Source organism: Massilia terrae (assembly GCF_024753145.1).
In the GTDB taxonomy this organism is placed as follows: domain Bacteria; phylum Pseudomonadota; class Gammaproteobacteria; order Burkholderiales; family Burkholderiaceae_D; genus Telluria; species Telluria terrae.
This window is the reverse complement of the sequence record NZ_JANUGU010000004.1, coordinates 410,441-432,100: the sequence shown is the minus strand read 5'-3', so window position 1 is coordinate 432,100 and position 21,660 is coordinate 410,441. Positions and strand designations below refer to the sequence as shown.

At 66.6% G+C, this 21,660-nt stretch carries 19 protein-coding genes and 1 tRNA gene; 11 read left to right on the top strand and 9 right to left on the bottom strand.

The genetic code is table 11. From position 1 onward, the window contains the following. The first annotated feature begins 5 nt into the window (after window positions 1-5). The gene (locus NX778_RS14890) at window positions 6-1,217 is read left to right on the top strand and encodes an alpha-hydroxy acid oxidase (RefSeq protein ID WP_258812535.1); all 1,212 of its coding nucleotides are present in this window, start codon (window positions 6-8) and stop codon (window positions 1,215-1,217) included. Here the strand turns inward: NX778_RS14890 and NX778_RS14885 are convergent. Further along, complete coding sequence (locus NX778_RS14885; RefSeq protein ID WP_258812534.1) at window positions 1,208-1,885, bottom strand: hypothetical protein; 678 nt, start codon at window positions 1,883-1,885, stop codon at window positions 1,208-1,210. The two genes, NX778_RS14890 and NX778_RS14885, sit on opposite strands and share 10 nt — an antisense overlap. A 178-nt stretch (window positions 1,886-2,063) precedes the next feature. Between NX778_RS14885 and NX778_RS14880 the strand changes: the two genes are divergently transcribed. Together NX778_RS14880 and NX778_RS14875 are read left to right on the top strand one after the other, a co-directional pair. Further along, the gene (locus tag NX778_RS14880) at window positions 2,064-2,342 is read left to right on the top strand and encodes a type II toxin-antitoxin system RelE/ParE family toxin (RefSeq protein WP_258812533.1); all 279 of its coding nucleotides are present in this window, start codon (window positions 2,064-2,066) and stop codon (window positions 2,340-2,342) included. 8 nt (window positions 2,343-2,350) lie between these two features. Continuing rightward, window positions 2,351-2,647: a HigA family addiction module antitoxin gene (locus NX778_RS14875; RefSeq protein ID WP_258812532.1), complete on the top strand. Its 297-nt coding sequence runs from the start codon at window positions 2,351-2,353 to the stop codon at window positions 2,645-2,647. Between the two features lie 45 nt (window positions 2,648-2,692). Here the strand turns inward: NX778_RS14875 and NX778_RS14870 are convergent. Together NX778_RS14870 and murI are read right to left on the bottom strand one after the other, a co-directional pair. Next, window positions 2,693-2,768: transfer RNA gene (locus tag NX778_RS14870), tRNA-His, on the bottom strand. Between the two features lie 76 nt (window positions 2,769-2,844). After that, window positions 2,845-3,687 (bottom strand): glutamate racemase, encoded by an 843-nt coding sequence (gene murI, locus NX778_RS14865; protein WP_258812531.1) that lies wholly within the window; start codon window positions 3,685-3,687, stop codon window positions 2,845-2,847. 127 nt (window positions 3,688-3,814) lie between these two features. Between murI and NX778_RS14860 the strand changes: the two genes are divergently transcribed. Beyond that, entirely contained in the window at window positions 3,815-5,197 is a 1,383-nt protein-coding gene (locus NX778_RS14860; RefSeq protein ID WP_258812530.1) for a serine hydrolase domain-containing protein, read from the top strand. Window positions 5,198-5,385: 188 nt separating this feature from the next. Here the strand turns inward: NX778_RS14860 and NX778_RS14855 are convergent, their stop codons facing one another. After that, window positions 5,386-6,918 carry a fumarate hydratase gene (locus NX778_RS14855; protein ID WP_258812529.1) on the bottom strand — a complete coding sequence of 511 codons (1,533 nt, stop codon included), beginning with the start codon at window positions 6,916-6,918 and terminating at the stop codon, window positions 5,386-5,388. Window positions 6,919-7,125: 207 nt separating this feature from the next. Here NX778_RS14855 and acs point away from each other — a divergent pair, with 207 nt between their 5' ends. Both acs and NX778_RS14845 read left to right on the top strand, forming a co-directional pair. Beyond that, window positions 7,126-9,120: an acetate--CoA ligase gene (acs, locus tag NX778_RS14850; RefSeq protein ID WP_258812528.1), complete on the top strand. Its 1,995-nt coding sequence runs from the start codon at window positions 7,126-7,128 to the stop codon at window positions 9,118-9,120. A 168-nt stretch (window positions 9,121-9,288) separates the two neighbouring features. Further along, window positions 9,289-11,346 (top strand): PAS domain-containing hybrid sensor histidine kinase/response regulator, encoded by a 2,058-nt coding sequence (locus tag NX778_RS14845; RefSeq protein WP_258812527.1) that lies wholly within the window; start codon window positions 9,289-9,291, stop codon window positions 11,344-11,346. A gap of 9 nt (window positions 11,347-11,355) precedes the next feature. On the opposite strand, the gene NX778_RS14840 is transcribed toward NX778_RS14845, so the two are convergent. After that, entirely contained in the window at window positions 11,356-11,724 is a 369-nt protein-coding gene (locus NX778_RS14840; RefSeq protein ID WP_258812526.1) for a VOC family protein, read from the bottom strand. A 187-nt stretch (window positions 11,725-11,911) separates the two neighbouring features. On the opposite strand from NX778_RS14840, the gene NX778_RS14835 reads away from it, so the two are divergent. The 5 genes from NX778_RS14835 (at window position 11,912) to NX778_RS14815 (ending at window position 17,313) form a co-directional block, all read left to right on the top strand. Continuing rightward, on the top strand, window positions 11,912-12,568 hold the full coding sequence (locus tag NX778_RS14835) for a response regulator (RefSeq protein ID WP_258812525.1): 657 nt from the start codon (window positions 11,912-11,914) through the stop codon (window positions 12,566-12,568). Beyond that, window positions 12,565-13,881, top strand: coding sequence for an ATP-binding protein (locus NX778_RS14830; protein WP_258812524.1), 1,317 nt, complete (start codon window positions 12,565-12,567; stop codon window positions 13,879-13,881). The genes NX778_RS14835 and NX778_RS14830 overlap by 4 nt, the downstream gene beginning before the upstream one ends. 92 nt (window positions 13,882-13,973) lie before the next feature. Next, window positions 13,974-15,101 (top strand): TGL-type protein-glutamine gamma-glutamyltransferase, encoded by a 1,128-nt coding sequence (locus tag NX778_RS14825; protein ID WP_258812523.1) that lies wholly within the window; start codon window positions 13,974-13,976, stop codon window positions 15,099-15,101. A gap of 64 nt (window positions 15,102-15,165) precedes the next feature. Beyond that, the gene (locus NX778_RS14820; protein WP_258812522.1) at window positions 15,166-16,209 is read left to right on the top strand and encodes an NAD(P)H-dependent flavin oxidoreductase; all 1,044 of its coding nucleotides are present in this window, start codon (window positions 15,166-15,168) and stop codon (window positions 16,207-16,209) included. Between the two features lie 138 nt (window positions 16,210-16,347). Next, window positions 16,348-17,313 (top strand): DUF535 family protein, encoded by a 966-nt coding sequence (locus NX778_RS14815; RefSeq protein ID WP_258812521.1) that lies wholly within the window; start codon window positions 16,348-16,350, stop codon window positions 17,311-17,313. A 48-nt stretch (window positions 17,314-17,361) separates the two neighbouring features. On the opposite strand, the gene NX778_RS14810 is transcribed toward NX778_RS14815, so the two are convergent. From NX778_RS14810 to NX778_RS14795, 4 genes are all read right to left on the bottom strand, one after another. Next, window positions 17,362-17,649, bottom strand: a complete 288-nt coding sequence (locus tag NX778_RS14810) for a hypothetical protein (protein ID WP_258812520.1) — start codon at window positions 17,647-17,649, stop codon at window positions 17,362-17,364. Between the two features lie 80 nt (window positions 17,650-17,729). Further along, on the bottom strand, window positions 17,730-18,215 hold the full coding sequence (locus tag NX778_RS14805) for a TlpA family protein disulfide reductase (RefSeq protein WP_258812519.1): 486 nt from the start codon (window positions 18,213-18,215) through the stop codon (window positions 17,730-17,732). A gap of 9 nt (window positions 18,216-18,224) precedes the next feature. Beyond that, window positions 18,225-19,400, bottom strand: a complete 1,176-nt coding sequence (locus NX778_RS14800) for a sialidase family protein (protein ID WP_258812518.1) — start codon at window positions 19,398-19,400, stop codon at window positions 18,225-18,227. 10 nt (window positions 19,401-19,410) lie between these two features. Further along, window positions 19,411-21,630 carry a TonB-dependent receptor plug domain-containing protein gene (locus NX778_RS14795; RefSeq protein ID WP_258812517.1) on the bottom strand — a complete coding sequence of 740 codons (2,220 nt, stop codon included), beginning with the start codon at window positions 21,628-21,630 and terminating at the stop codon, window positions 19,411-19,413. Window positions 21,631-21,660: the final 30 nt, after the last annotated feature.

The following is a 21,660-nucleotide window of genomic DNA, read 5'->3' as shown; positions in this document are numbered from 1 at the left end:
GAACCATGAGCACCCCGATCTCCAGCGTATTCGACCTTGAGGCGCGCGCCCGCAAACGCCTGCCGGCCGTGATCTTCGACTACGTGCACGGCGGCGCGGGCATGGAGCTCACCCTGCAGCGCAACCAGGACGACCTGTGCGCGCTGGCCCTGCGCCAGCACGACATGCGCGACGTCTCGCATCGCCAGATGAGCGTGAAGATGGTCGGCGAACCGGCCACCATCCCGCTCGCGATCGGCCCCACCGGCCTGGCCGGCCTGACCTGGGCCAACGGCGAAGTGGAGGCGGCCAAGGCGGCGGAACACTTCGGCGTGCCGTTCTGCCTGTCCACCATGTCGATCTGCTCGATCGAGGACGTGGCCGACGCCACCAGCCGCCCGTTCTGGTTCCAGCTGTACTTGATGAAAGAGCACAAGGTCAACGAAAGCCTGATCCGGCGCGCGCACGAGGCCGGCTGCAGCGCCCTGATCCTGACCCTGGACCTGCACGTGCAGGGCAAGCGGTGGGCCGACGCCAGGAACGGCCTGTCGGTGCCGCCGCGGCTGACGCTGCACAACACCTGGGACATCCTGTCGCACCCGCGCTGGCTGGTCGGCATGGCGCGCAGCAAGCGGCGCACCTTCGGCAACCTGCAGGGCGAGCTGAAGCAGGCCAAGAACCTGTCCGCGCTGACGCAATGGATCGAGTCGCAGTTCGATCCGTCCTTCGACCTCGATACGGTGAAGTGGGTGCGCAAGATCTGGGACCGCAAGCTGATCCTCAAGGGCATCATGCACGTGGACGACGCGCGGCTGGCGGTGGACATCGGCGCCGACGCGATCATCGTCTCCAACCACGGCGGCCGCCAGCTGGATGGTGCGCCCTCATCGATCTCGGTGCTGCCCGAGATCGTCGAAGCGGTGGGCGACCGCATCGAGGTGTTCTTCGACGGCGGCATCCGCACCGGCGGCGACATCGTGAAAGCGATGGGCTATGGCGCGCGCGCCTGCCTGTCCGGCCGCGCCTGGCTGTACGGACTGGCGGCGGAAGGGATGGACGGCGTGCTGTGTGCGTTGCACTTGCTGGAACAGGAGCTGAGCGACTGCATGGCGCTGACCGGGCTGGATGATGTCGCCCACATCGACCCGGGCGTGGTCACCGCCCAGCCGGCCTTGCGACCGCCGGGAAGGCCGGGGAGCGGCGGACCGTCGCCGGAGCTTCGCAGCGCTTATCGCTGAGCTATTTCGTGTTTCGCGGGGCCGAAGCCTTTCGCTAGGTCTTTTTGCAGGTTCATCAGGTTGCCGTCGGCCGAACCATAGGCCGACACCATCTGGCCGAGCAAGCCCAGCAGGTCGCGCGCCTGCGCTTTGCCGAGCTGTACGTCGGCGAAGACGTTGATCATCTGGGGGCCGTTAAAGAACTTGTTGCCCGCGCCGTTTTCGATGGCGCTGACGTCGCGCATGTGGGCATAGACCGCGGCATAGCGCTCCAGCCGGGCCGGTTCGATATAGCTGGCGGCCTGGTTCGCCACGGCGACATCCCATGCTTCGTGCTGCAACGTAGGGGACTGGACGGCCAGCTCCAGCGCGTTCTTGTCCTGCGCCAGCATGCGATTGATGGCGACCTGCTCGGGCGTGCCGCTTCTCAGGTCGTCAAGGAAGGCGACGCGCAGGCGCTCGACGCGCTTTTGCATGTCCCGGTTGTGATCCAGGACCTCGTCGATGTCCTTGGCGTTGGCACGCAGTTCCACCTCGATGCGCTCGGTCGCGTCGTGCGCAAGATGGCGGTGGTGGTAGCTGGTGACGGCATGTTCGAGCCCCAGCGCGGTCACGATGCTGACGACGATCATCAGGTATTCGCTACCAAATTCCTTCCACTTCTTCGCCTTCGGTACTTCAACGTGCATGTCGGTCCCATTGGAGAAACGTAAAGTTTTGGCAATGTAGCTGATGTTGCAATCTCGTGCAATGCCGGCGGCGATCTGTCCGAACTTTTTGATGCTCCGTCCGTCTAACGTATGTCAAGCGACCATAGCCTGTGCTGCTGCGTAGCGCTGACATGATATCTCGCCCAGGGATAGAATCATGATCAAAAGCTTCGCGCACAAAGGGTTGGAGCGCTTTTATTCGACCGGAACGAAAGCTGGGATTGATCCCGGACACGTGGCTAAGCTCGGGCGGCAGTTGGAGCGTTTAAACGAAGCGAGGTCAGCAGATGATATGGATGTACCGGGCTGGCGGCTCCATTCGCTTTCTGGAAAACTGCGAGGTCACTGGGCAGTGAAGATCAGCGGCAACTGGCGGCTTACCTTTCGCTTCGATGGCCAAGATGCCTGGATGGTTGACTATCAAGATTATCACTAGGTGCTCTAATGGCTCGTATGCACAATCCGCCCCATCCGGGAGAAACGCTGAAAGAAGACGTACTTCCCGACTTGGGCTTGACGATCACCGAAGCCGCCCGTCAGCTGGGTGTCTCGCGGCAAGCACTATCTCGTGTACTTGATGGACGTGCTCCAATCACCGCAGAACTTGCTGTACGCCTTGCGAAATGGTTAGGTGGAGAGCCCGATATTTGGTTGAGGGTTCAAAATCACTATGACCTCTGGCATGCAGAGCAAGACAAAAGCATCGAGGTGATGCCCGTAGTGCGAACACTTGCCGCATAAGGGCGAAATGAAAAAGCCCAGCGCGAGGCTGGGCTTTTGAATTCTTGGGGTGGCTGATGGGACTCGAACCCACGACGACAGGAATCACAATCCTGGACTCTACCAACTGAGCTACAGCCACCACTGATGTTGCATTTTGCCTGCACTGGGTGCGGGACAGCTCGAAATTATACAAAGAACTGGCGAGTCAGGCAAATTTAAATGCGCAGCTGACCCAACCGTACCTCGTGCACCGGCGGCTCGATCCCGATCAGTCCATTGAAGGCCGCGCTCAATGCCGCCTCGCTGGCGGTGGTGAAGCCGGTGACGCTCCCATTGCCCGCAGTCCGCAAAGTCCCCGCCGCCGCCAGCAGGCGGGCCAGCTGGCGCGCGACCGCGTCGCCGGTGTCGACCAGCGTCACGTGACGGTCCGTGGCCTTCGCGATCACCTGTTCGATCGATGCCTGGACCAGCGGGTAGTGGGTGCAGCCAAGCACCAGCGTATCGGCGCCTTCGGCCAGCAAGGGCGCGATGTAGCGCTCCAGCATCGCCGCCGTCGTCTCGGAATCCAGTTCGCCCAGCTCGATCTGGTCGGCCAGGCCGACGCAAGGCTGCAGCAGGAACTGCGCACCGCTGGCCTGGCTGATCTGGTCGCGCAGCTGCAGGAATTTCTCTCCGCTGAGTGTGGCGTCGGTCGCCAGCACGCCGATCTTGCGGTTGTGACTAGCGGCCGCGGCCGGTTTCAGGCCCGGTTCCACACCGACGATCGGCAAATCCGGATAGCGCTTGCGCAGCAAGGCGATGGCGGCCACGGTCGCCGTGTTGCAGGCCACGACCATGGCCTTGACGCCGCGCTCAAGCAGGAAGGCGGTCACGGCCAGCGCGCGTTCGCCCAGCACTTCCTCGGACTTGTCGCCATAGGGCGCGAAACCGGAGTCGGCGAAATACAGCAAGTGCTCGTGCGGCAGTTGGGAGCGGATGTGGCGCAGCACCGAAAGGCCGCCCACGCCCGAGTCGAAGATGCCCACCGGAGCGTCGATGGACGAAGGGGCGAGATTCATGCAGGCATGGTAGCGCTCATCGATCACCTCGGCAAGGAGCTGATCCCGGCATGCATATAGAAAAATTCTTCTACTTTGTGACGGCCGGTGCTATCGTTGCCTGTCCATACACTGATGGGAAGTGCATATGCATCAACAAGTTAAGCGCCTGGCGGCCGTGGCCGTGATGCTGTTTGGCGCCGTTACCGGCAGCGCGCAGGCCGACCGCGTCGACGATTACATCGCGCGCCAGATGGCCATCAACCACGTTCCCGGTGTCGCGCTTGCCATCGTCCGCGACGGCAAGATCGCCAAGATGAAGGGTTACGGGATGGCAAATCTCGAATGGCGACAAGCGGTCACGGCTGATACGGCTTTTCAGTTGGCGTCCTCGACCAAGCCCTTCACCGGGATACTGCTGATGCGGCTGCAGGAGGAGGGCAGGCTGAACTTGTCCGACAGCGTCGCCAAATACCTGCCTGATGCGCCGGAGAGCTGGCGACCGGTCACGCTGCGCCACCTGGCCGATCACTCGTCAGGCATTCCGGACAATGTTCGGGGCGCGGGCAAGACGCTGGACGAGTTCGTCGCAGCGGCGAAGGCACTGCCGCTGGCGCACGCGCCGGGCGCGAGCGCGGAGTACGGGATTGCCGGCTACACCGTGCTGTCCAAGGTGATCGAAGTGGCGAGCGGGATGCCGTACACTCAGGCGCTCAGGCAGTACGTGACCGGGCCGCTTGGCCTGCACGCGGATTTCGAGTACAGCACGGGCACGGGCGACATGCGGGCGACCGAAGTCGTGCCGCAGCGAGCCGGCGTGTACGAGTGGTCGGACTCGCGCTTCCGGAACTTCAATTTCCACTACGGCCCTTTGAGCTACGACGCGGGCGGCTTGCTGGCGTCGGCCTCCGATCTGGCGAAGGTGGCCGCGGCGCTCGATGGCGGCGCCTTCCTGCGCAAGGAATCGGTGGCGGAGATGTGGCGGCCTGCGCGATTAGGCAATGGCGAGATGAATGGCTTTGGCGTCGGCTGGGTGGTGAAAGAGATCGACGGCCGCAGGACGGTGGGGCATTCGGGCGGGCCGGCGCTGGCGGACATCCTGCGCTATCCGGAGGAGCGCATGACCTTCGTCGTGCTCACCAATGGCAAGAGCTTGTATCCTTACCTGGCGCAGGGCGTGTCCGAGATTTACCTGCCGCCGGTGGCGGCGCCGATGCCGAAAGGGATCGCGGACGGGATGCCACAGGTGACGGCGGCGATGCGCAAGACGATTGCCGATGGCGTCGCCGGACGCGTCGACGAGGACTTGTTCAGCGAGCAGGCGCGCAAGGGCTTCGTGCCGGATTACCGGACTTTCCTGCTGCCGTATTTGCGGTCGCTGCCGCAGGTGGAGGAGTTGGTGCTGGTGGCGGAGAAGCCGGCCGATGAGGGCGTGCGCAGGACCTACCGGGCGCGCCACGGGAACAAGGACGTAACGTGGCAGGTGGATGTGGACAAGGAAGGAAAGCTGCTGGGGTTTGGGCCGAAATAGGGCGCGGGCGCACTGCGCTCGAATTGATACGCGCCATAAAAACGTCGTCCCCGCGGAGGCGGGGACCCATGCTGAGTTCGCGAGCCAGCAGCGCATAAAGTGCCACTGAGCGAACGTTCTATGGGTCCCCGCCTGCGCGGGGAGTCGTTTCCGGCAGTGCCGGGAACGACGGTTTTTAAGCTAGGGGATTAAGCGACAGTCACCGGAATATTCTTCAGCGACTCGATCTTCGCTGCCCACTCCTTCGGCCCGGTCTGGTGCACCGAGGTGCCGGTCGCATCCACCGCCACCGTCACCGGCATGTCCTTGACATCGAACTCGTAGATCGCTTCCATGCCCAGGTCCGCGAAGCCGACCACCTTGGCCGACTTGATCGCCTTCGACACCAGGTAGGCCGAGCCGCCCACCGCCATCAGGTAGGCCGACTTGTGCTTCTGGATCGACTCGATCGCCACCGGGCCGCGCTCGGCCTTGCCGATCATCGAGATCAGGCCGGTCTTCTCCAGCATCATGTCGGTGAACTTGTCCATGCGGGTCGCGGTCGTCGGGCCGGCCGGGCCCACCACTTCGTCACGCACCGGATCGACCGGGCCGACATAGTAGATCACGCGGTTGGTGAAGTCCACCGGCAGCGGCTCGCCCTTGGCCAGCATGTCCTGGATGCGCTTGTGCGCGGCGTCGCGGCCGGTCAGCATCTTGCCGTTCAGGAGCAGGGTCTGGCCCGGCTTCCACGATGCGACTTCTTCCTTGGTCAGCGTGTCCAGGTTGACGCGCTTGGATTTCTCGGTGTCCGGGGTCCAGTGCACTTCCGGCCAGGTCGACAGCGCCGGCGGTTCGATGTAGGCCGGGCCCGAGCCGTCCAGCACGAAGTGGGCGTGGCGGGTCGCGGCGCAGTTCGGGATCATCGCGACCGGCTTCGAGGCCGCGTGGGTCGGGTACATATTGATCTTCACGTCCAGCACGGTCGTCAGGCCGCCCAGGCCCTGCGCGCCGATGCCCAGCGCGTTGATCTTGTCGCACAGCTCGATGCGCAGCTCTTCCAGCTTGTTCTGCGGGCCGCGCTGCTTGAGCTCGTACATATCGATGTCTTCCATCAGCGACTCTTTCGCCATCAGCATCGCCTTCTCGGCCGAACCGCCGATGCCGATGCCCAGCATGCCTGGCGGGCACCAGCCGGCGCCCATCAGCGGCACGGTCTTGAGCACCCAGTCGACCAGCGAGTCGGACGGGTTGAGCATCACGAACTTGGTCTTGTTCTCCGAGCCGCCGCCCTTGGCCGCGACCTTGACGTCGACGGTGTCGCCCTCGACCAGCTCCATGTGCACCACGGCCGGGGTGTTGTCCTTGGTGTTCTTGCGGTCGAACTGCGGGTCGGCCACGATCGAGGCGCGCAGTTTGTTATCCGGGAAGTTGTAGGCGCGGCGCACGCCTTCGTTGATCGCATCGGTCACCGAGCCGGTGAAGCCTTCGAAGCGCACGTTCATGCCGATCTTCAGGAACACGTTGACGATGCCGGTATCCTGGCAGATCGGGCGCTTGCCTTCGGCGCACATGCGCGAGTTGGTCAGGATCTGCGCGATCGCGTCCTTGGCCGCCGGGCTCTGTTCCAGCTCGTAGGCGCGCGCCAGGTGCTGGATGTAGTCGGCCGGGTGGTAGTAGCTGATGTATTGAAGCGCGGCGGCGACCGATTCGATCAGGTCTTCCTGCTTGATGACTGTCATGGGTGATTCTCGCTGTGGAATGATAATGCGTGAGGATGGGTCAACACGGCATTTTACACCTGCCCGGACGGGCAAGCACGAGCACCGGCAAGCCCAAAGGGTTGGTAAAATCACAGCACCACCGGATGTTGCATGAGCTGTAAGGGCTCAGTAAGCGTGGCCGCTTAAGGTATCCGGCAAACTACTACTAATCCTATGGAGACTAGCATGGCCGAAAACGAGACCGTCCAGGAACAGGGCTTGCAGGAGCACCGCATCTTCAACCCTTCGTCCGCCTTCGCCGCCAATGCGGCCGTGTCCGGCATGGCCGCCTACGACAAGCTGTGCGCCGAGGCCGAAGCCGACTACGAAGGCTTCTGGGCGCGCCTGGCGCGCGAAAGCCTGTCCTGGCACAAGCCCTTCACCAAGGTGCTGGACGAATCCAACGCACCGTTCTTCACCTGGTTCGAGGATGGCGAGCTGAACGCTTCCTACAACTGCCTCGACCGCAACCTCGCCAACGGCAATGCCGACAAGACCGCCATCATCTTCGAGGCGGACGACGGCAAGGTCACCACCGCCACCTACCGCCAGCTGCACGAGCGCGTGTGCAAGTTCGCCAACGGCCTGAAGTCGCGCGGCATCAAGAAGGGCGACCGCGTCGTCATCTACATGCCGATGTCGATCGAAGGCATCGCCGCCATGCAGGCCTGCGCCCGCATCGGCGCCACCCACTCGGTGGTGTTCGGCGGATTCTCGGCCAAGTCGCTGCAGGAGCGCATCATCGACGCCGGCGCCGTGGCCGTCATCACGGCGGACGAGCAACTGCGCGGCGGCAAGCCGCTGCCGCTGAAATCCATCGTCGACGAGGCGCTGGCGATGGGCGGCTGCGAGACCGTGCGCGACGTCGTCGTCTACCAGCGCACCGGCGGCAGCATCAACTTCCAGCAGGGGCGCGACCTGTGGCTGCACGATCTCGTCGAAGGCCAGGCCACGGACTGCGAGCCGGAATGGGTCGGCGCCGAGCACCCGCTGTTCATCCTCTACACCTCGGGGTCGACCGGCACCCCGAAGGGCGTGCAGCACGCCACCGGCGGCTACCTGCTGTGGGCCGCGCAGACCATGAAGTGGACCTTCGACATCAAGCCGAACGACGTGTTCTGGTGCACCGCCGACATCGGCTGGGTCACGGGCCACACCTACATCACCTACGGCCCGCTGGCCGTGGGCGCGACCCAGGTCGTGTTCGAAGGCATCCCGACCTTCCCGCATGCCGGGCGCTTCTGGGAGACCATCGCCAAGCACAAGGTCACCATCTTCTACACCGCGCCGACCGCGATCCGCTCGCTGATCAAGATGTCCAACGCCGACGAGGCCGTGCATCCGAAGAGCTTCGACCTGTCCACGCTGCGCCTGCTGGGCTCGGTGGGCGAGCCGATCAACCCGGAAGCCTGGATGTGGTACTACCGCAATGTGGGCCGCGAGAACTGCCCGATCGTGGACACCTTCTGGCAGACCGAGACCGGCGGCCACATGATCACCCCGCTGCCGGGCGCGACGCCGATGGTGCCGGGCTCGTGCACGCTGCCGCTGCCGGGCATCATGGCCGCCATCGTCGACGAGGCCGGCCACGACGTGCCCAACGGACAGGGCGGCATCCTGGTGGTCAAGCGTCCGTGGCCGTCGATGCTGCGCACCATCTGGGGCAATCCGGCGCGCTTCAAGAGCGGCTACTTCCCAGATGAACTGGGCGGCAAGTACTACCTGGCCGGCGACGGCGCGATCCGCAACAAGGACACCGGCTACTTCACCATCACCGGCCGCATCGACGACGTGCTGAACGTGTCGGGGCACCGCATGGGCACCATGGAGATCGAATCGGCGCTGGTGGCCAATCCGCTGGTGGCCGAGGCCGCCGTGGTCGGCAAGCCGGACGAGACCACGGGCGAGGCGATCTGCGCCTTCGTCGTGCTCAAGCAGGCCCGTCCTACCGGCGAGGACGCCAAGAAGATCGCGGTCGAGCTGCGCAACTGGGTGGCCAAGGAGATCGGCCCGATCGCCAAGCCCAAGGAAATCCGCTTCGGCGACAACCTGCCCAAGACCCGCTCCGGCAAGATCATGCGCCGCCTGCTGCGCGTGCTGGCCAAGGGCGAGACCATCACCCAGGACGTGTCGACGCTGGAAAACCCGGCGATCCTGGAGCAGCTCAAACAGAGTTCCTGAGTTGCAACGTTGCGCTCCTAAAGCCGCCTAAGCTGGCGGCTTTTTTATTGCGACAGCGCGCAACAGCGTCTTGTGCCGAGTGATCGAAGAGCGCTAATCTGGAGTTAATCGGGGTTACAATTCCCTGAACGAAGGCTGGCCTGCATCCGCGTCCAAAGGAGACGTATCGTGTCGAGTGTTGTGGTAGAGGCAATTCTTGCACTGCTTGCGATCGCCGCCGCCATGCACGCATTCCTGCAGACGCGGCGCATGCGCGAGGCGCGCGCCGAGACCGCCGCCACCCGCGCCCAGCTGCAGGAAATGGAGATCGCCTACGACCAGGCCCCGCTCGGCATGACCGTGCTCGACCGCGACCTGCGCTACGTGCGCACCAACCGCATGCTGGCCGAGCAGAATGGCCTGGCCGCCGAGGAGCATCTGGGCAAGAGCATCCGCGAGGTGGTGCCGGACGTGGCAGACATGGCCGAACCGATTTTCCAGGACGTGATGCGCAGCGGCGTGCCGCTGATCGGCGTCGAATTCGAAGGGGCCACCAAGGCCCATCCCACCGCGGTGCGGGCCTACCGCGAAAGCGTGTATCCGGTGCGCGACCGGCACGGCCTGATCGTCGGCGTGTCGGTGGCGGTGGAGGACGTGACCGAGACCCGGCGCCTGCTGGCCGCGCTGCACGACAGCGAGCAGCGCGAGCGCATGCGCGCCACCGAGCTGCAAAGCGTGATGGACGCGACCCCCGCCGCGATCTTCATCGCGCACGACCGCGCCTGCCTGAACGTGACCTCGAACGCGGAAGCCGTGCGCCTGCTGCGCCTCGGCGCGGAGCAGAGCCCGTCGCTGAGCGACCCGGGGCCGCACAGCTATGCGGCGTATGCAGACGGGGTGGCGCTCAGGCCGGAAGAGCTGCCGTTGCAGCTGGCCGCCGCCACCGGGCGCGAGATCCGCGGGTGCGAGCTCGAGATGCATTTCCCGGACGGCGACGTGTTGCACGTGCTGGTCAACGCGGTGCCGCTGCGCGACCACACCGGCCAGGTGATCGGCTCGGTGGCCGCCTTCGTCGACATCACCGCCCAGAAGAACGCCAGCGAGGAGCTGAAGCGCCAGGCGCGCCACAAGGACGAGTTCCTGGCGGTGCTGGCGCACGAGCTGCGCAACCCGCTGGCGGCGATCCAGGCCGGCCTCGAGCTGCTCAAGATCGAGGCGGTCGGCAGCGCGCGGCTGGCGCGCACCCACCAGATCATGCAACGCCAGATGGCGCATGTGGTGCGCCTGATCGACGACCTCCTGGACGTCGCCCGGATCAGCTCCGGCAAGCTCGAACTCTCCCCGGAAACCGCCAGCGTGCGCGAGATCGTCGACGCCGCCATCGAGCTGTCCCGCGGCCACATCGAGCGCGGCGGACACCGCTTCCACGCCGAGCTGCCGCCCGAGCCGCTGTTCCTGCACGTCGACCGCGTGCGCCTGACCGAGGTGGTCAGCAACCTCCTGCACAACGCCGCCAAGTACACCCCGAGCGGCGGCGCGATCGACCTCACGGTGCTGCGCGAGCAGGGCGAGGTCGTGATCCGGGTTACCGACAACGGGGTCGGCATCGCGCCCGAGAACATGCCGCAGGTGTTCACCATGTTCGCCCAGGCCGAGGACGCGCGCGCCCAGCGCCGCGGCGGGCTCGGAGTGGGGCTGGCGCTGGCGCGGCGCATCGTCGAACTGCATGGCGGCCAGATCGGCGTCGCCAGCGCCGGTCCCGGCAAGGGCAGCACCTTCTCGGTACGCCTGCCGGTGGCGCCCGCGCCGGCGCCGGCCGCGGGCGAGGGACCGGCCGAGCGCGCGGCGGCCCAGGCCTCGCTGCGCATCCTGGTGCTGGACGATAACGCGGATGCCGCCAGCACCCTCGGCGCCATGCTGGAGGCCCACGGCCATATCGTGCGCCTGGCCTTCACCGGCGCCGGCGCGCTCGAGGTGCTCGATAAATTCAGCGCCGACCTGGCCTTCCTCGACATCGGCCTGCCCGACATCAGCGGCTACGAGGTGGCGCGCCGGGTGCGCCAGCGCTTCCCCGAACGCGACATCTTCCTGGCCGCGCTGAGCGGCTGGGGCAGCACCGCCGACCGCCGGCAAAGCGAGGAAGCCGGCATCGACGTCCACCTGACCAAGCCGGTGACGATGGCTACCATCGAGAACGTGATCCAGTCGCGCCAGCTGCGGGCCGGGCTGGCCGGGCAGCCGTCCTGAAGCCGCCGGTCAGGTCGAGGAGGACAGCACGAAGCTGTTGCCGTCCGGGTCGCGGAAGATCGCGCTGGTGCCCCAGGGCTCGGTCTTGGGCGGTTTGATGAATTCGACGCCGCGCGCGGACAGCTCGCGCCAGGTGGCCTCGACGTCGTCGCTGGCGAAGGCGCCGTTGAAGAAGCTGCCGATGCGGTCTTCCTGGCCGTCCGGCGTGAACAGCACCACGCGCGTGCCCGAACTGGCGATGCGCAGCTCGATCCAGCGCTTGCCCGGCCCCATCGGCTGGTCGGTGGCCACTTCGAAGCCGAGCTTTTCGGTGTAAAACGCGAGCGCGCGGTCCTGGTCCGATACCGGGATGCCGGCGAACTTGAGCTGGGTGATCATGCGTCCTCGCTGGTGTGATTGTCGAAACAGCCATTATTCACGCGAATGAGCGAATTTGGCATGCGAATATGAAGGCGTCAACAAAATGCGCCCGGCTTGCGTTAAGCTGACGGCGCTTTCGCCACGCTTTTGCCCACACTATGCCCGCACCACACCACCAGCCACCATCAGCCCACGAGGAGCACCCATGCGCCTGCTGCTGATCGAAGACGACCCCATGATCGGCGACAGCATCGCCGAGAGCCTGCGCAGCGAACGCTACGCGGTGGACTGGGTGCGCGACGGCCACAGCGCGCTGCTGGCGCTGGAGGACGACGTGTACGACCTGGTGCTGCTCGACCTCGGCCTGCCCAAGCGCGGGGGGCTGGAGGTGCTGCAGCGCTACCGCAACGAGGGTGGCGGCGCGCGGGTCCTGATCATCACCGCGCGCGACAGCACAGCCGAACGGGTCGAGGGCCTGGACAGCGGCGCCGACGACTACCTGGTCAAGCCCTTCGAGCTGGACGAGCTGTTCGCCCGCGTGCGCGCGCTGCTGCGGCGCCAGAGCGGGCGCGCCCAGCCCGACATCGTGCACCGCGGCGTGCGCCTGAAAATGGCCACCCATGAAGCCTTCCTCGGCAACGACCCGCTGCCGCTGTCGGTGCGCGAATTCGCGCTGCTGGCGGCGTTGCTCGATCCGCCCGGGCAGGTGATGTCCAAGTCCAAGCTGGAGCAGAAGCTGTACGGCTGGAACGAGGAAGTCGAGAGCAATACCGTCGACGTCTACGTGCACCGCCTGCGCAAGAAGCTCGGCGCGGACTTCATCCGCAACGTGCGCGGCGTCGGCTACCTCGTGGACGCATGAGGACGATCCGGCGCCAGCTGCTGGTCGGCCTGCTTGGCGGCGCCCTGTTCTGTACCCTGGTGGCGGGCGTGGGCACCTATTTCAAGGTGCTGGAAGAAGCCAGCCGCCTGTTCGACGAACAGCTGCGCCAGCTGGCGGCCACGGTGCCGACCCATGGCGCGCCCTCGCGCGCCCAGGGCGTCGAGACCGACGTCGTGGTGCAGGTGTGGAACCGCCAGGGCAAGCTGTCGTATGCCTCGGCCCCGTCGCAGCACCTGCCGGCCGCGCCCGAGCTGGGCTACGGCTTCGTCGATGCCGACGATGGCCGCTGGCGCGTGTTCGTCGCGATGCGCGAGGGCGAGCGGGTGCAGGTGGCCCAGGCCATCCTGGCGCGCGAGGAAGTGGCCGCCGGCCTGGCGCTGCGCTCGCTGCTGCCCTTCGTGCTGGTGACGCCGGTGCTGGGCCTGTTGATCTGGTTCGTGGTCGGGAACAGCCTGCGCCCGCTGCGCAACCTGGCCGAGGCGGTCGGCGCGCGTTCGCCGGTGGCGCTGCAGCCGCTGACGCCGGACGGCCAGCCGCCCGAGCTGCTGCCGGTGGTGAGCGCGCTCAACGAGCTGCTGCGCAAGCTGGACCAGGCCCTGTCGAGCCAGCGCGCCTTCGTCGCCGATGCCGCGCACGAGCTGCGCTCGCCGCTGACGGCGCTCAAGCTGCAGCTGGCGCTGGCGGAGCGCGCGGCCGGCGACGAGCAGCGCGCGCTGTCCTTCGCCAAGCTGCACGAACGGCTCGACCGCGCCACCCACGTGGTGCAGCAGCTGCTCACGTCCGCGCGCCAGGAAAGCGCGGCGGCCGGCCGCCCCGTCGCCCGCGTCGGCCTGCTCGACCTGGCGCAGCAGTGCGTGGCCGACCGCTTCGTCCATGCCGAAGGCCGCGGCATCGACCTCGGCGTGGCGCCGGGCGGCGGCGAGGCGGTGGCCGACGGCTATCCGGACGACCTGCGCATCCTGCTCGGCAACCTGATCGAAAACGCGCTGCGCTACACGCCGCCCGGCGGCCGGGTCGACGTCGCGGTCGGCGTCGGCGAGGCCGACGGCCGGCCCTTCCTGCAGGTGTCCGACACCGGTCCCGGCATCCCGCCGCAGGAGCGCGAACGGGTGTTCGACCGCTTCTACCGCGGCGAGGGCAACGACAGCTGGGGCAGTGGATTGGGGCTGTCGATCGTGCGCAGCATCGCCGATGCGCACGGCGCCAGCGTCACCCTGGGCGGGCGCGAACAGGGCTCCGGCCTGGTCGCCACCGTGCGCTTTCCGCCCGCCAGTACTGACGCCGCTGTTTAATGCGGATTTCATTGTCCCGCGTGTATTCTGCCCATCGATAAAGGCGCGGCAGGGGCTGGTCCCGCTGCCGCAGGCAGACAGCAGCGACCGACATGAACCTTGCAGAATCCGCGGTACTGGCCCGCGCCAGCGGCATCGAATTCACCGGCGACGACCGTCTCGTACGGCGTCAGATGCTGGACTACCTGGATGCGCTTGGCCTGCGCCGGCTGGTGGCGGCGAGTGCGCCGCATGAAGCCGCCGGCGTCGCGCTGGCGCCGGAATGGAGCGCCAGCTTCGTGGCCGACAGCGACACCACGGGCCTGTGCCGCTACCTGGGCCTGGACACCGAAGCCAGCGTCATCGACCTCGAACGCGAGATCGTGCTGGCCATGCTGGCGGCGCCGCGCCCGCTGCGCTTTCCCGGCTTCGCCGAATTCCTCTCAAGCGTGGCGATCCGCCGCAACATCGTGCACGCCGCGCGCCGCACCCAGCTCGCCTTCGGCACCAGCCACGCCGAGCGGCCTGAGACGCACTGGACCTACGACGAGGACCGCGGCTTCACCGTCCTGCCCGGCCAGTCCCTGATCGAGGCGCTGCGCCTGGCCACCCAGCCCGACGCCAACGGCGGCAAGCTGTATGCGTTCTCGTGCTACCGCGCCACCGAGTACGTGATCCTGCTCGGGATTGCGCAGGAACTGGAGCGCGTCAACCCGGCGCTGCTGGCCGACCTGCAGCGCCAGTGGGAGCGCAAGGCCATCATGTCCGGCCGCTACCACGACGTGTTCCTGACCGAGTTCGGCTCGATGGAAGAACCGCTGCCCGCGCGCTGGTACGTGCCGGGCGACCGGGTCTGGTTCCGCAATCCGGACGAAGCCTCGGCCGACGCCTCGGGTTACGAAGGTTCGTGGGTGATCTACCTCGGCAACGGGCTGTTCGCCAACTTCTGGAAGCGAAACGATCCATATAGTTTTGTCCGTAAATGCGTCGAGGTCTGGCACTGGCGCCATGGCACCTATGTCGATGCCGAGGGCGAGTTGCGCATGGACGAGGACGTGGTCGAGGCGCGCGTGAAAGCCACCATGTCGGCCCCGATCGAGCTGGCGCGCGTGCTGGAGCGCATGGCGCGCCCGCGCGATGGCCGCGGCGTGTATGCCGAAGGCGGCTGCATCGACGTCTCGCGCGAATTCCCGCGCCAGGTCTGCCCCGGCACCGCCGGCATCGTCCTGCCGCGCGACTGAGGCACCGCCCCGCAAGAATGGCCCGGGCACGCTACACTGGCGTGGTCGAAACCGGAGGAACGCCATGAGCTTGCAAACCTTGTTGGGAACCGCATTGCCGATCATCCAGGCGCCGATGGCGGGCGCGCAGGGCAGTGCGCTGGCCATCGCAGTATCGAATGCCGGCGGGCTCGGCTCGCTGCCGTGCGCGATGCTGGCGCCGGATGCGATGCGCAAGGAACTGGCCGCGATCCGCGCCGCTACCGACAAGCCCTTCAACGTCAACTTCTTCTGCCATACGCCGCCGGCGCCGCAGCCGGGCGTGGAGGCGCGCTGGCGCGAGGTGCTGGCACCGTACTACGCCGAATTCGGCATCGACCCGGCGACCATTCCTGCCGGTCCGGGGCGGCTGCCGTTTTCCAGCGAGGCGGCCGACATCCTCGACGAATTCCGCCCGCCCGTGGTCAGCTTCCACTTTGGCCTGCCGGAGGAGGCGCTGATGGAGCGCGTGCGCCGCATGGGCGCGCGCATCATCGCCTCGGCCACCACGGTTGACGAGGCGCTGTGGCTGGAGGAGCGCGGCGTGGACGCGATCATCGCCCAGGGGCTGGAAGCGGGCGGCCACCGCGGCATGTTCCTGACCGAGGACCTGAGCACCCAGATGGGCACTTTCGCGCTGCTGCGCCAGGTGGCCGCCGCGGTGAAGGTGCCGGTGATCGCGGCCGGCGGCATCGCCGATGCCCAGGGCGTGGCCGCGGCGATGGCGCTGGGGGCGGCCGGGGTGCAGGTGGGCACGGCTTACTTGTGCTGCCCGGAATCGACTATCAGCACGCCGTATCGCGCGGCCCTGATGTCACCCCGGGCGCGCCACACCGCGGTGACCAATCTGTTCTCGGGGCGGCCGGCGCGCGGCATCGTCAACCGGGTGATCCGCGAACTGGGGCCGGTCAATCCGCTGGCGCCCGCTTTCCCGTTGGCCACCTCCGCGATCGGGCCGCTGCGCGCGAAGGCGGAGGCGCAGGGACTGGGCGACTTCTCGCCCTTGTGGAGCGGCCAGAACGCCAGCGGCTGCGCCGCCGTGCCGGCCGCCGACATCACGCGCGCGCTCGCTGCCGGGCTCGGAAAGTAAGCGATTGCGTTGCTGGGCGGCACGCTCTTTACGTTTTTTAGCGCCTAAGGTGCGCTAGCAAACAATTTGCGCTAACGTAAATACGGTAGTCTGATCTGACGGAAGAAGTGTATCGTTTTCCCCAGATGAGGATTGCCGATGTTGATGTTCTACCTGGCCAGGCATAGCGTCGCCGCCCGCAAGTCGTACACTGTGTTTTCATGGGCCGCCAGCGTCGCCCGTTCCCTGCGCGTGTTGCGCTGGCCAGCCAAGCACCGCCAGCTGTGCGACCTGCCCGTGTACCAGCGCTACATCGCTCCCGACAGCGGCGGCGATGTGTTCCACCATTTGAGCCACCGCGATTACCTCTCGCGCCATTTCAAGCCGCGCCAGCGCGTCGCATGCGTGCTCAGCCATTATCGTTTCGAGAACGATACCTTCGACGACAACTACAAGAGCGCCATCTACGGCGGTCCGGGCCTGGCCTTGTGGGAGCACCGGCAGGACGGGCAGCTGTACTCGATCATCCTGCGTTCCCAGCAGCGCCACCTGGGCGAGGGCGACCTGCACCTGGCGCTGTATGTCGGCGACGAATTGCTGCACCGGATCGGCTTCAACTGGGTCGGCGGCGAGATCGCCGGCATCGGCTGCGAGATCGCGCCCTTCATCGCCCGCAACCAGGGGCGCTGGCGCGATGCCCATACCGAACGCCTGTTCACCCAGTTCGAGGAAATCTTCCCGCACAATTCGCCCGCCTATTTCTGCGCGGCGGCGATGCAGGGCCTGGCCCAGTTCGCGCGGGCCGACCATATCATTTGCGTGAAAGGCGAGCAAGCGCTGGCCTTCAAGGGCGGCGAAAGCAGCTATTCCCATGCCTACGACAAATTCTGGGATGCGTTCGGCGGTGTGCGTCCGGCCAGGGATTGCCATGTGATTCCGGTGCCGTTCCAGCTCAAGCCGCTGGCCGAAGTGGCGAGCAAGCACCGCAAGCGCGCCATTGCGCGGCGCACCCGCTGGCAGGAAATCTCCGATGCGGCCTATGCCGTGCTGATGCGGCACCGGGTGGCGCACAGCATGCATCCGGTCGGGCAGCAAAACCGGGCCCTGGTGACGGATGCCTCCTGATTGAATCCATTGAAGGTGGCCGGAAGGCGGTTCCGGCCACCGAACGCCTTATTTGGCGCTCATCTCGCATTTCTTCATGAACGATTTCTTGGCGGCGCCGGCCAGCGGCTTGCCGTTCTTGTCCATGGCTTTGCCTTCGCAGCTGGCGGCCGCCATCTCGTGCTCGCATTTCTTCATGAACGACTTCTTGGCGGCGCCGGCCAGGGCCTTGCCGTTCTTGTCCATGGCTTTCGCCTCGCAGCTGGCGCCGCTGTCGGACGCGGCCGGGGCCGGGGCCTGCGCGAGCGCGCTAAACGAAAGGACACATCCTGCAAGCAGTGCGATTACACGTTTCATGGCAGCCTCCTGGTGGAAAAGTCGCTGAGCGACGGAAATGTTCCGGCAAATCCTAGCAGAACTGCCGGAACCCGGCGCACTTATTGTCGAGCCAGGAATTTATCGATGACGGCAGGGGTGATCACCCCCGAATACGCGACCCGTTCGCCTTTCGCATTGAACCAGTAGCTGCGCGGCATTTCGCCATGCCAGCGGCGGTCGATGGTGAAGCGCAGGCGTTCCGGCGCCACGTCGCCAAATGCCCAGTTGTTCTTGTCCAGGCCAAGCCGGGCGAGGCGCTGGTTCATGACCGGTGCGGTTTCCGGATCGTTGACCCGGTCGGTGGAAATGGTGACCACGTTCAGGTCTTTGCGGCGGCGCATTTGCTTCGACAGGACGTCCAGGCTGGTCAGGCAATACTCGCAATCGAGCGACCATAGTACTAACACGAACGATTTTCCCTGCTGGGCATCGACGATGTGCTGCATGGTGGCCGGTTCGAAAGGCTGCATCGGGCCGGCGGCGGCGGCCGTAGCCAGCGCGGCGCAGGCCAGCCCGGCCAGGGCGCGGAAGAAGTGCTTGCTCATCATGGTTCCTCAAGTCGCGGGAAGGACGCGCACGCCTTCGTCCTGCGTGCGCCATACCAGCACGATGCCGGAAGGCGTGCGCAGCAGGTGAGGGTGGTCGGAATTGCCGGCGGTGTGCGCCAGGGTCTTTTCCTGCCAGGTCTTGCCGCCGTCGAGCGAGTTGCGCAGCAGGATCGCGGTTGCCTCGCCGTCGAATTGCTTCCACACGACGGCAATGTGGGCGCCATCGACGGCGACGTCGGCATGCTCGGCCTGGTCGGAGCCCAGCCGCACTGGCTTGCCCAGCTTGCCTGCGGGCGTTGCGCTGGCGTAGAACACGCCGCCCTGGTCCTTGGCGACGTCGAACCAGACCTGGTGGCGGCTGCCGTCGGGCGCGAAGGCCAGGCCGGGGCCGTGGTGCGGACAGGCATCGATGTGCCAGTCGTCGAAGCTGGCGCGTACGGGCTGGGTCGGCTTGCCGTCGGCGCTGAGGGCGGCGATGGCGTGGTCGCGCACATTCTTGCCGAACACGGCGCGGTACATTGCGACCGGCGCACCGGATTTGTCGAGCGCCAGCGCGATGCGGCAGCATTCGCAGCTGTGCTCGGCCAGCTTGTAGTCGCCCTTGAAGCTGGCCCCGGCATCGTCCGACACCGCGTAGTAGACGGCGGCGCCGGCGTAAGGCTGCTGGCGCGCGCGGGCCGCTTCGGCGTCGCGCTTGTCGATCCAGGCCACGAAGACGCGGCCCGCGCGGTCCACGATCAGCGAATCGAAGCGGTGCGTGATCGGCGCGCGGTCGGCGTGCACGGTGGCCGGCGCCGAGAAGCTCTTGCCGCCGTCGACCGAGCGCGCGAAGCGGATCTCGCCCGTGTAGGGCTTGCCGAGCGGATGGGTATAGCTGACGTAGACCTGCCCGGTGGGGCCGAAGGCGATCTTGGGCGCGCTTTCGCCGGCCGCCTCGATGGTTTCCGGGGCTTGCTGCACGCGCTGGAGCACCGACCAGGTCTTGCCCAGGTCGGCGGTCGATTGCAGCACGACATAGGCGCCCTGGGCGGCGGGCTCGGTGCGGGCGATCCACAGGCGGCCCTGCGGGTCGACCGCGGCCGAGGTGCCGAGGCTGGCGTCGCGGCCCGCGTGATGATGGCCCTGCGCCAGGACCGGGCCGCTGACGAGCGCGAGCGCGAGAAGGGTGTGATGGAAGTGCATGGCGATGTGCTCAGAAACGGGTGCGGACCCCGGCGTTGATGGTGCGCGGCGCCGACAGCACCTGATTGTAAGGCTGGCCGACGGCATACGCCGACTCGCCATACTGGCGGCCGCCCAGGTTGCTTGCGCTGAGGAACAGATTGCTGCGGGCATTCAGTGCGTAGTCGATGCTGGCGTTGACGACGGTCACGCTGCCCTGGCCGAAACGCGTGGTCGCGTTGTTGCTGGTGGTGTCGAGCAGCATCGCGCCGGTGTAGCGCGCTTCCAGGTAGGCGCGCAGCTTGCGGTCCGGCTTCCAGGTGGCCGACAGCAGGGCCGTGTTGCGCGGCACGCCCACCAGTTGCACGTGCAGCGGATCGGTGACCACCGCGCCGTGATGGGTGAGGACGCTGTCGGTGCGGGCATACCAGGCGTCGAAGGCCAACTGCTCGCTGACCCGCCAGCTGGCCACCGCCTCGACCCCGAAGGAGCGGCCATTCTGGTCGTTGGTGTAGTACTTGGCCGAGCCGCCGCAGCCCGGCAGGCCGGCGCCGCCGCAGATCGCCTGCACCTGGGCCGGCGCGTTGGGACCGGACGCGGTGTAGGTGGCGATCATGTTGCGGATGTTGTACATGAACCAGGTGAGCCCGGCCGTGAGCCCGCCGCGGCGCCAGTCGGTGCCGGCTTCCCACCCGCGCAGGTCTTCCGGCTTCAGGTCCGGATTGGCGATGGTGGTGCTGGTGCCGGTGCCGAAGGTGCGCGTGAGGTTGTTGAAGCCGGGCGCGCGGAAGGCCTTGTAAGCCGCGGCCCGCAGCGACCAGCTGTCGTTCACGGAATAGCGCGCCGACATGCTCGGGTCGAAGGCGGTGCGCGAGGCATCCGGCAGCGCGCCACCGGTCTGCGCGCCGCTGGCCAGGGTGCGGGTGTTGCTGCGATTACTAATATCATAGTGATCGACGCGCGCGCTGAAAGTGATGTCGAGCGGCTCGATCGGCAAGTACTTGGCCTGCGCGAACAGGCCGGTGAAGGTCTGGACACCGGTGCCGGCGGTGGAACTGTCGAAGCGGCCCTGCGGCGCAGCGGGCGAGACCGGGGTGCTGTAGAACCACTCGCCGTCAGTGGCCGACAGGCGGCGGATGTCGATGCCGCCCTGCAAAGCGTACACGGGCGAACCGGTGTGGGCTGAATACAGCAGCGACAGGCCACGCTCGCGATAGCGCAGCGCCCCTTGCTGGCTGAAGAACTGGACCACGTTGGCGTTGACCTTGTCCGGCGTCAGCGCGGCGCTGGTGCTGGTGAGGCAGTTGCTGCCGCCCTGGTAGTAGCAGCTGTTGCCGTTGAGCTTGTCGAAGCGGACGTACTGGGCCCAGGCACTGGCCTGCACGCGGTCGCGATTCGGCAGGGTTTGTTCGAGCTGGGCCGCGAAGTCCGGGCTCTTCTGCAGGTTGCGGCCGAAGCGGTAGCCGATCTGCTGGTCCTGGATGTGGTAGCCGGCGCGCACATAGCCTTTCAGCGTGGGCGACAGGGTCAGGTCGGCCTTCAGTTGCAGGTTGCGGTTGTCGGCGGCGGTGGGGCGCTTCTGCGGGAAGCGGTAGAGGAAGGCGTCCGGCGTGGCTTGGTAGCCGTCGGTATGCGAGGCATCCGCGAACAGGCTCAGGCCCAACATGTCCGAGACCGCGAACGACTTGCTCACGGTCAGGCGCGCCGTGCCATCACTGCCGCCGCTGGCACTCAGCTCGCCGGCATTGCTGCGCGCGCGCCGGGTCACGATGTTGACCACGCCGGCCACCGCCATATTGCCCCACAGGCTGGAACTGCCGCCGCGCACGATCTCGATGCGCTCGATGCTGGACAGGGGCACCTTGAACCATTGCGTGGTCAGGAAGAAGGGATCGTGGATCGGCACGCCGTCCAGCAACACCAGCACCTTGGCGTTGCCGAGTCCGCGCATCCTGGTCTGCTGGCCGGTCGGGTCCGAGAGGGCGGCCGGGGCGGCGGTGAAATTCATGCCGGGTACATCACGCAGCAACTGGTCGACGGTTTGGGCCGGCGACAGCTCGATGTCTTCACGCGACACCACGGTGGTGTGCAGTGGCATTTGTTGCAGCTGGGTCTCGCTGCGGCTGGCGCTGATGACCACGGTCGGCGTGGTGTCGTTGGGCGTATCGGCATGGGCCGGCGCGTTGGCCAGCATGGCGGCGGCGAGCGGCAGCAGCCGGAACGCGGTGGAGGTGTTGCTGATCTTGTTCATGTTCTTGCGAGCGATGGTCGAATGCGGCCC

What these genes read in the sequence shown, in the direction of transcription:
- NX778_RS14890 (WP_258812535.1), top strand. Translation starts at nt 6, where the DNA reads ATGAGCACCCCGATCTCCAGCGTATTCGACCTTGAGGCGCGCGCCCGC.
- NX778_RS14885 (WP_258812534.1), bottom strand. Translation starts at nt 1,885, where the DNA reads ATGCACGTTGAAGTACCGAAGGCGAAGAAGTGGAAGGAATTTGGTAGC.
- NX778_RS14880 (WP_258812533.1), top strand. Translation starts at nt 2,064, where the DNA reads ATGATCAAAAGCTTCGCGCACAAAGGGTTGGAGCGCTTTTATTCGACC.
- NX778_RS14875 (WP_258812532.1), top strand. Translation starts at nt 2,351, where the DNA reads ATGGCTCGTATGCACAATCCGCCCCATCCGGGAGAAACGCTGAAAGAA.
- murI (WP_258812531.1), bottom strand. Translation starts at nt 3,687, where the DNA reads ATGAATCTCGCCCCTTCGTCCATCGACGCTCCGGTGGGCATCTTCGAC.
- NX778_RS14860 (WP_258812530.1), top strand. Translation starts at nt 3,815, where the DNA reads ATGCATCAACAAGTTAAGCGCCTGGCGGCCGTGGCCGTGATGCTGTTT.
- NX778_RS14855 (WP_258812529.1), bottom strand. Translation starts at nt 6,918, where the DNA reads ATGACAGTCATCAAGCAGGAAGACCTGATCGAATCGGTCGCCGCCGCG.
- acs (WP_258812528.1), top strand. Translation starts at nt 7,126, where the DNA reads ATGGCCGAAAACGAGACCGTCCAGGAACAGGGCTTGCAGGAGCACCGC.
- NX778_RS14840 (WP_258812526.1), bottom strand. Translation starts at nt 11,724, where the DNA reads ATGATCACCCAGCTCAAGTTCGCCGGCATCCCGGTATCGGACCAGGAC.
- NX778_RS14835 (WP_258812525.1), top strand. Translation starts at nt 11,912, where the DNA reads ATGCGCCTGCTGCTGATCGAAGACGACCCCATGATCGGCGACAGCATC.
- NX778_RS14830 (WP_258812524.1), top strand. Translation starts at nt 12,565, where the DNA reads ATGAGGACGATCCGGCGCCAGCTGCTGGTCGGCCTGCTTGGCGGCGCC.
- NX778_RS14825 (WP_258812523.1), top strand. Translation starts at nt 13,974, where the DNA reads ATGAACCTTGCAGAATCCGCGGTACTGGCCCGCGCCAGCGGCATCGAA.
- NX778_RS14820 (WP_258812522.1), top strand. Translation starts at nt 15,166, where the DNA reads ATGAGCTTGCAAACCTTGTTGGGAACCGCATTGCCGATCATCCAGGCG.
- NX778_RS14815 (WP_258812521.1), top strand. Translation starts at nt 16,348, where the DNA reads ATGTTGATGTTCTACCTGGCCAGGCATAGCGTCGCCGCCCGCAAGTCG.
- NX778_RS14810 (WP_258812520.1), bottom strand. Translation starts at nt 17,649, where the DNA reads ATGAAACGTGTAATCGCACTGCTTGCAGGATGTGTCCTTTCGTTTAGC.
- NX778_RS14805 (WP_258812519.1), bottom strand. Translation starts at nt 18,215, where the DNA reads ATGAGCAAGCACTTCTTCCGCGCCCTGGCCGGGCTGGCCTGCGCCGCG.
- NX778_RS14800 (WP_258812518.1), bottom strand. Translation starts at nt 19,400, where the DNA reads ATGCACTTCCATCACACCCTTCTCGCGCTCGCGCTCGTCAGCGGCCCG.
- NX778_RS14795 (WP_258812517.1), bottom strand. Translation starts at nt 21,630, where the DNA reads ATGAACAAGATCAGCAACACCTCCACCGCGTTCCGGCTGCTGCCGCTC.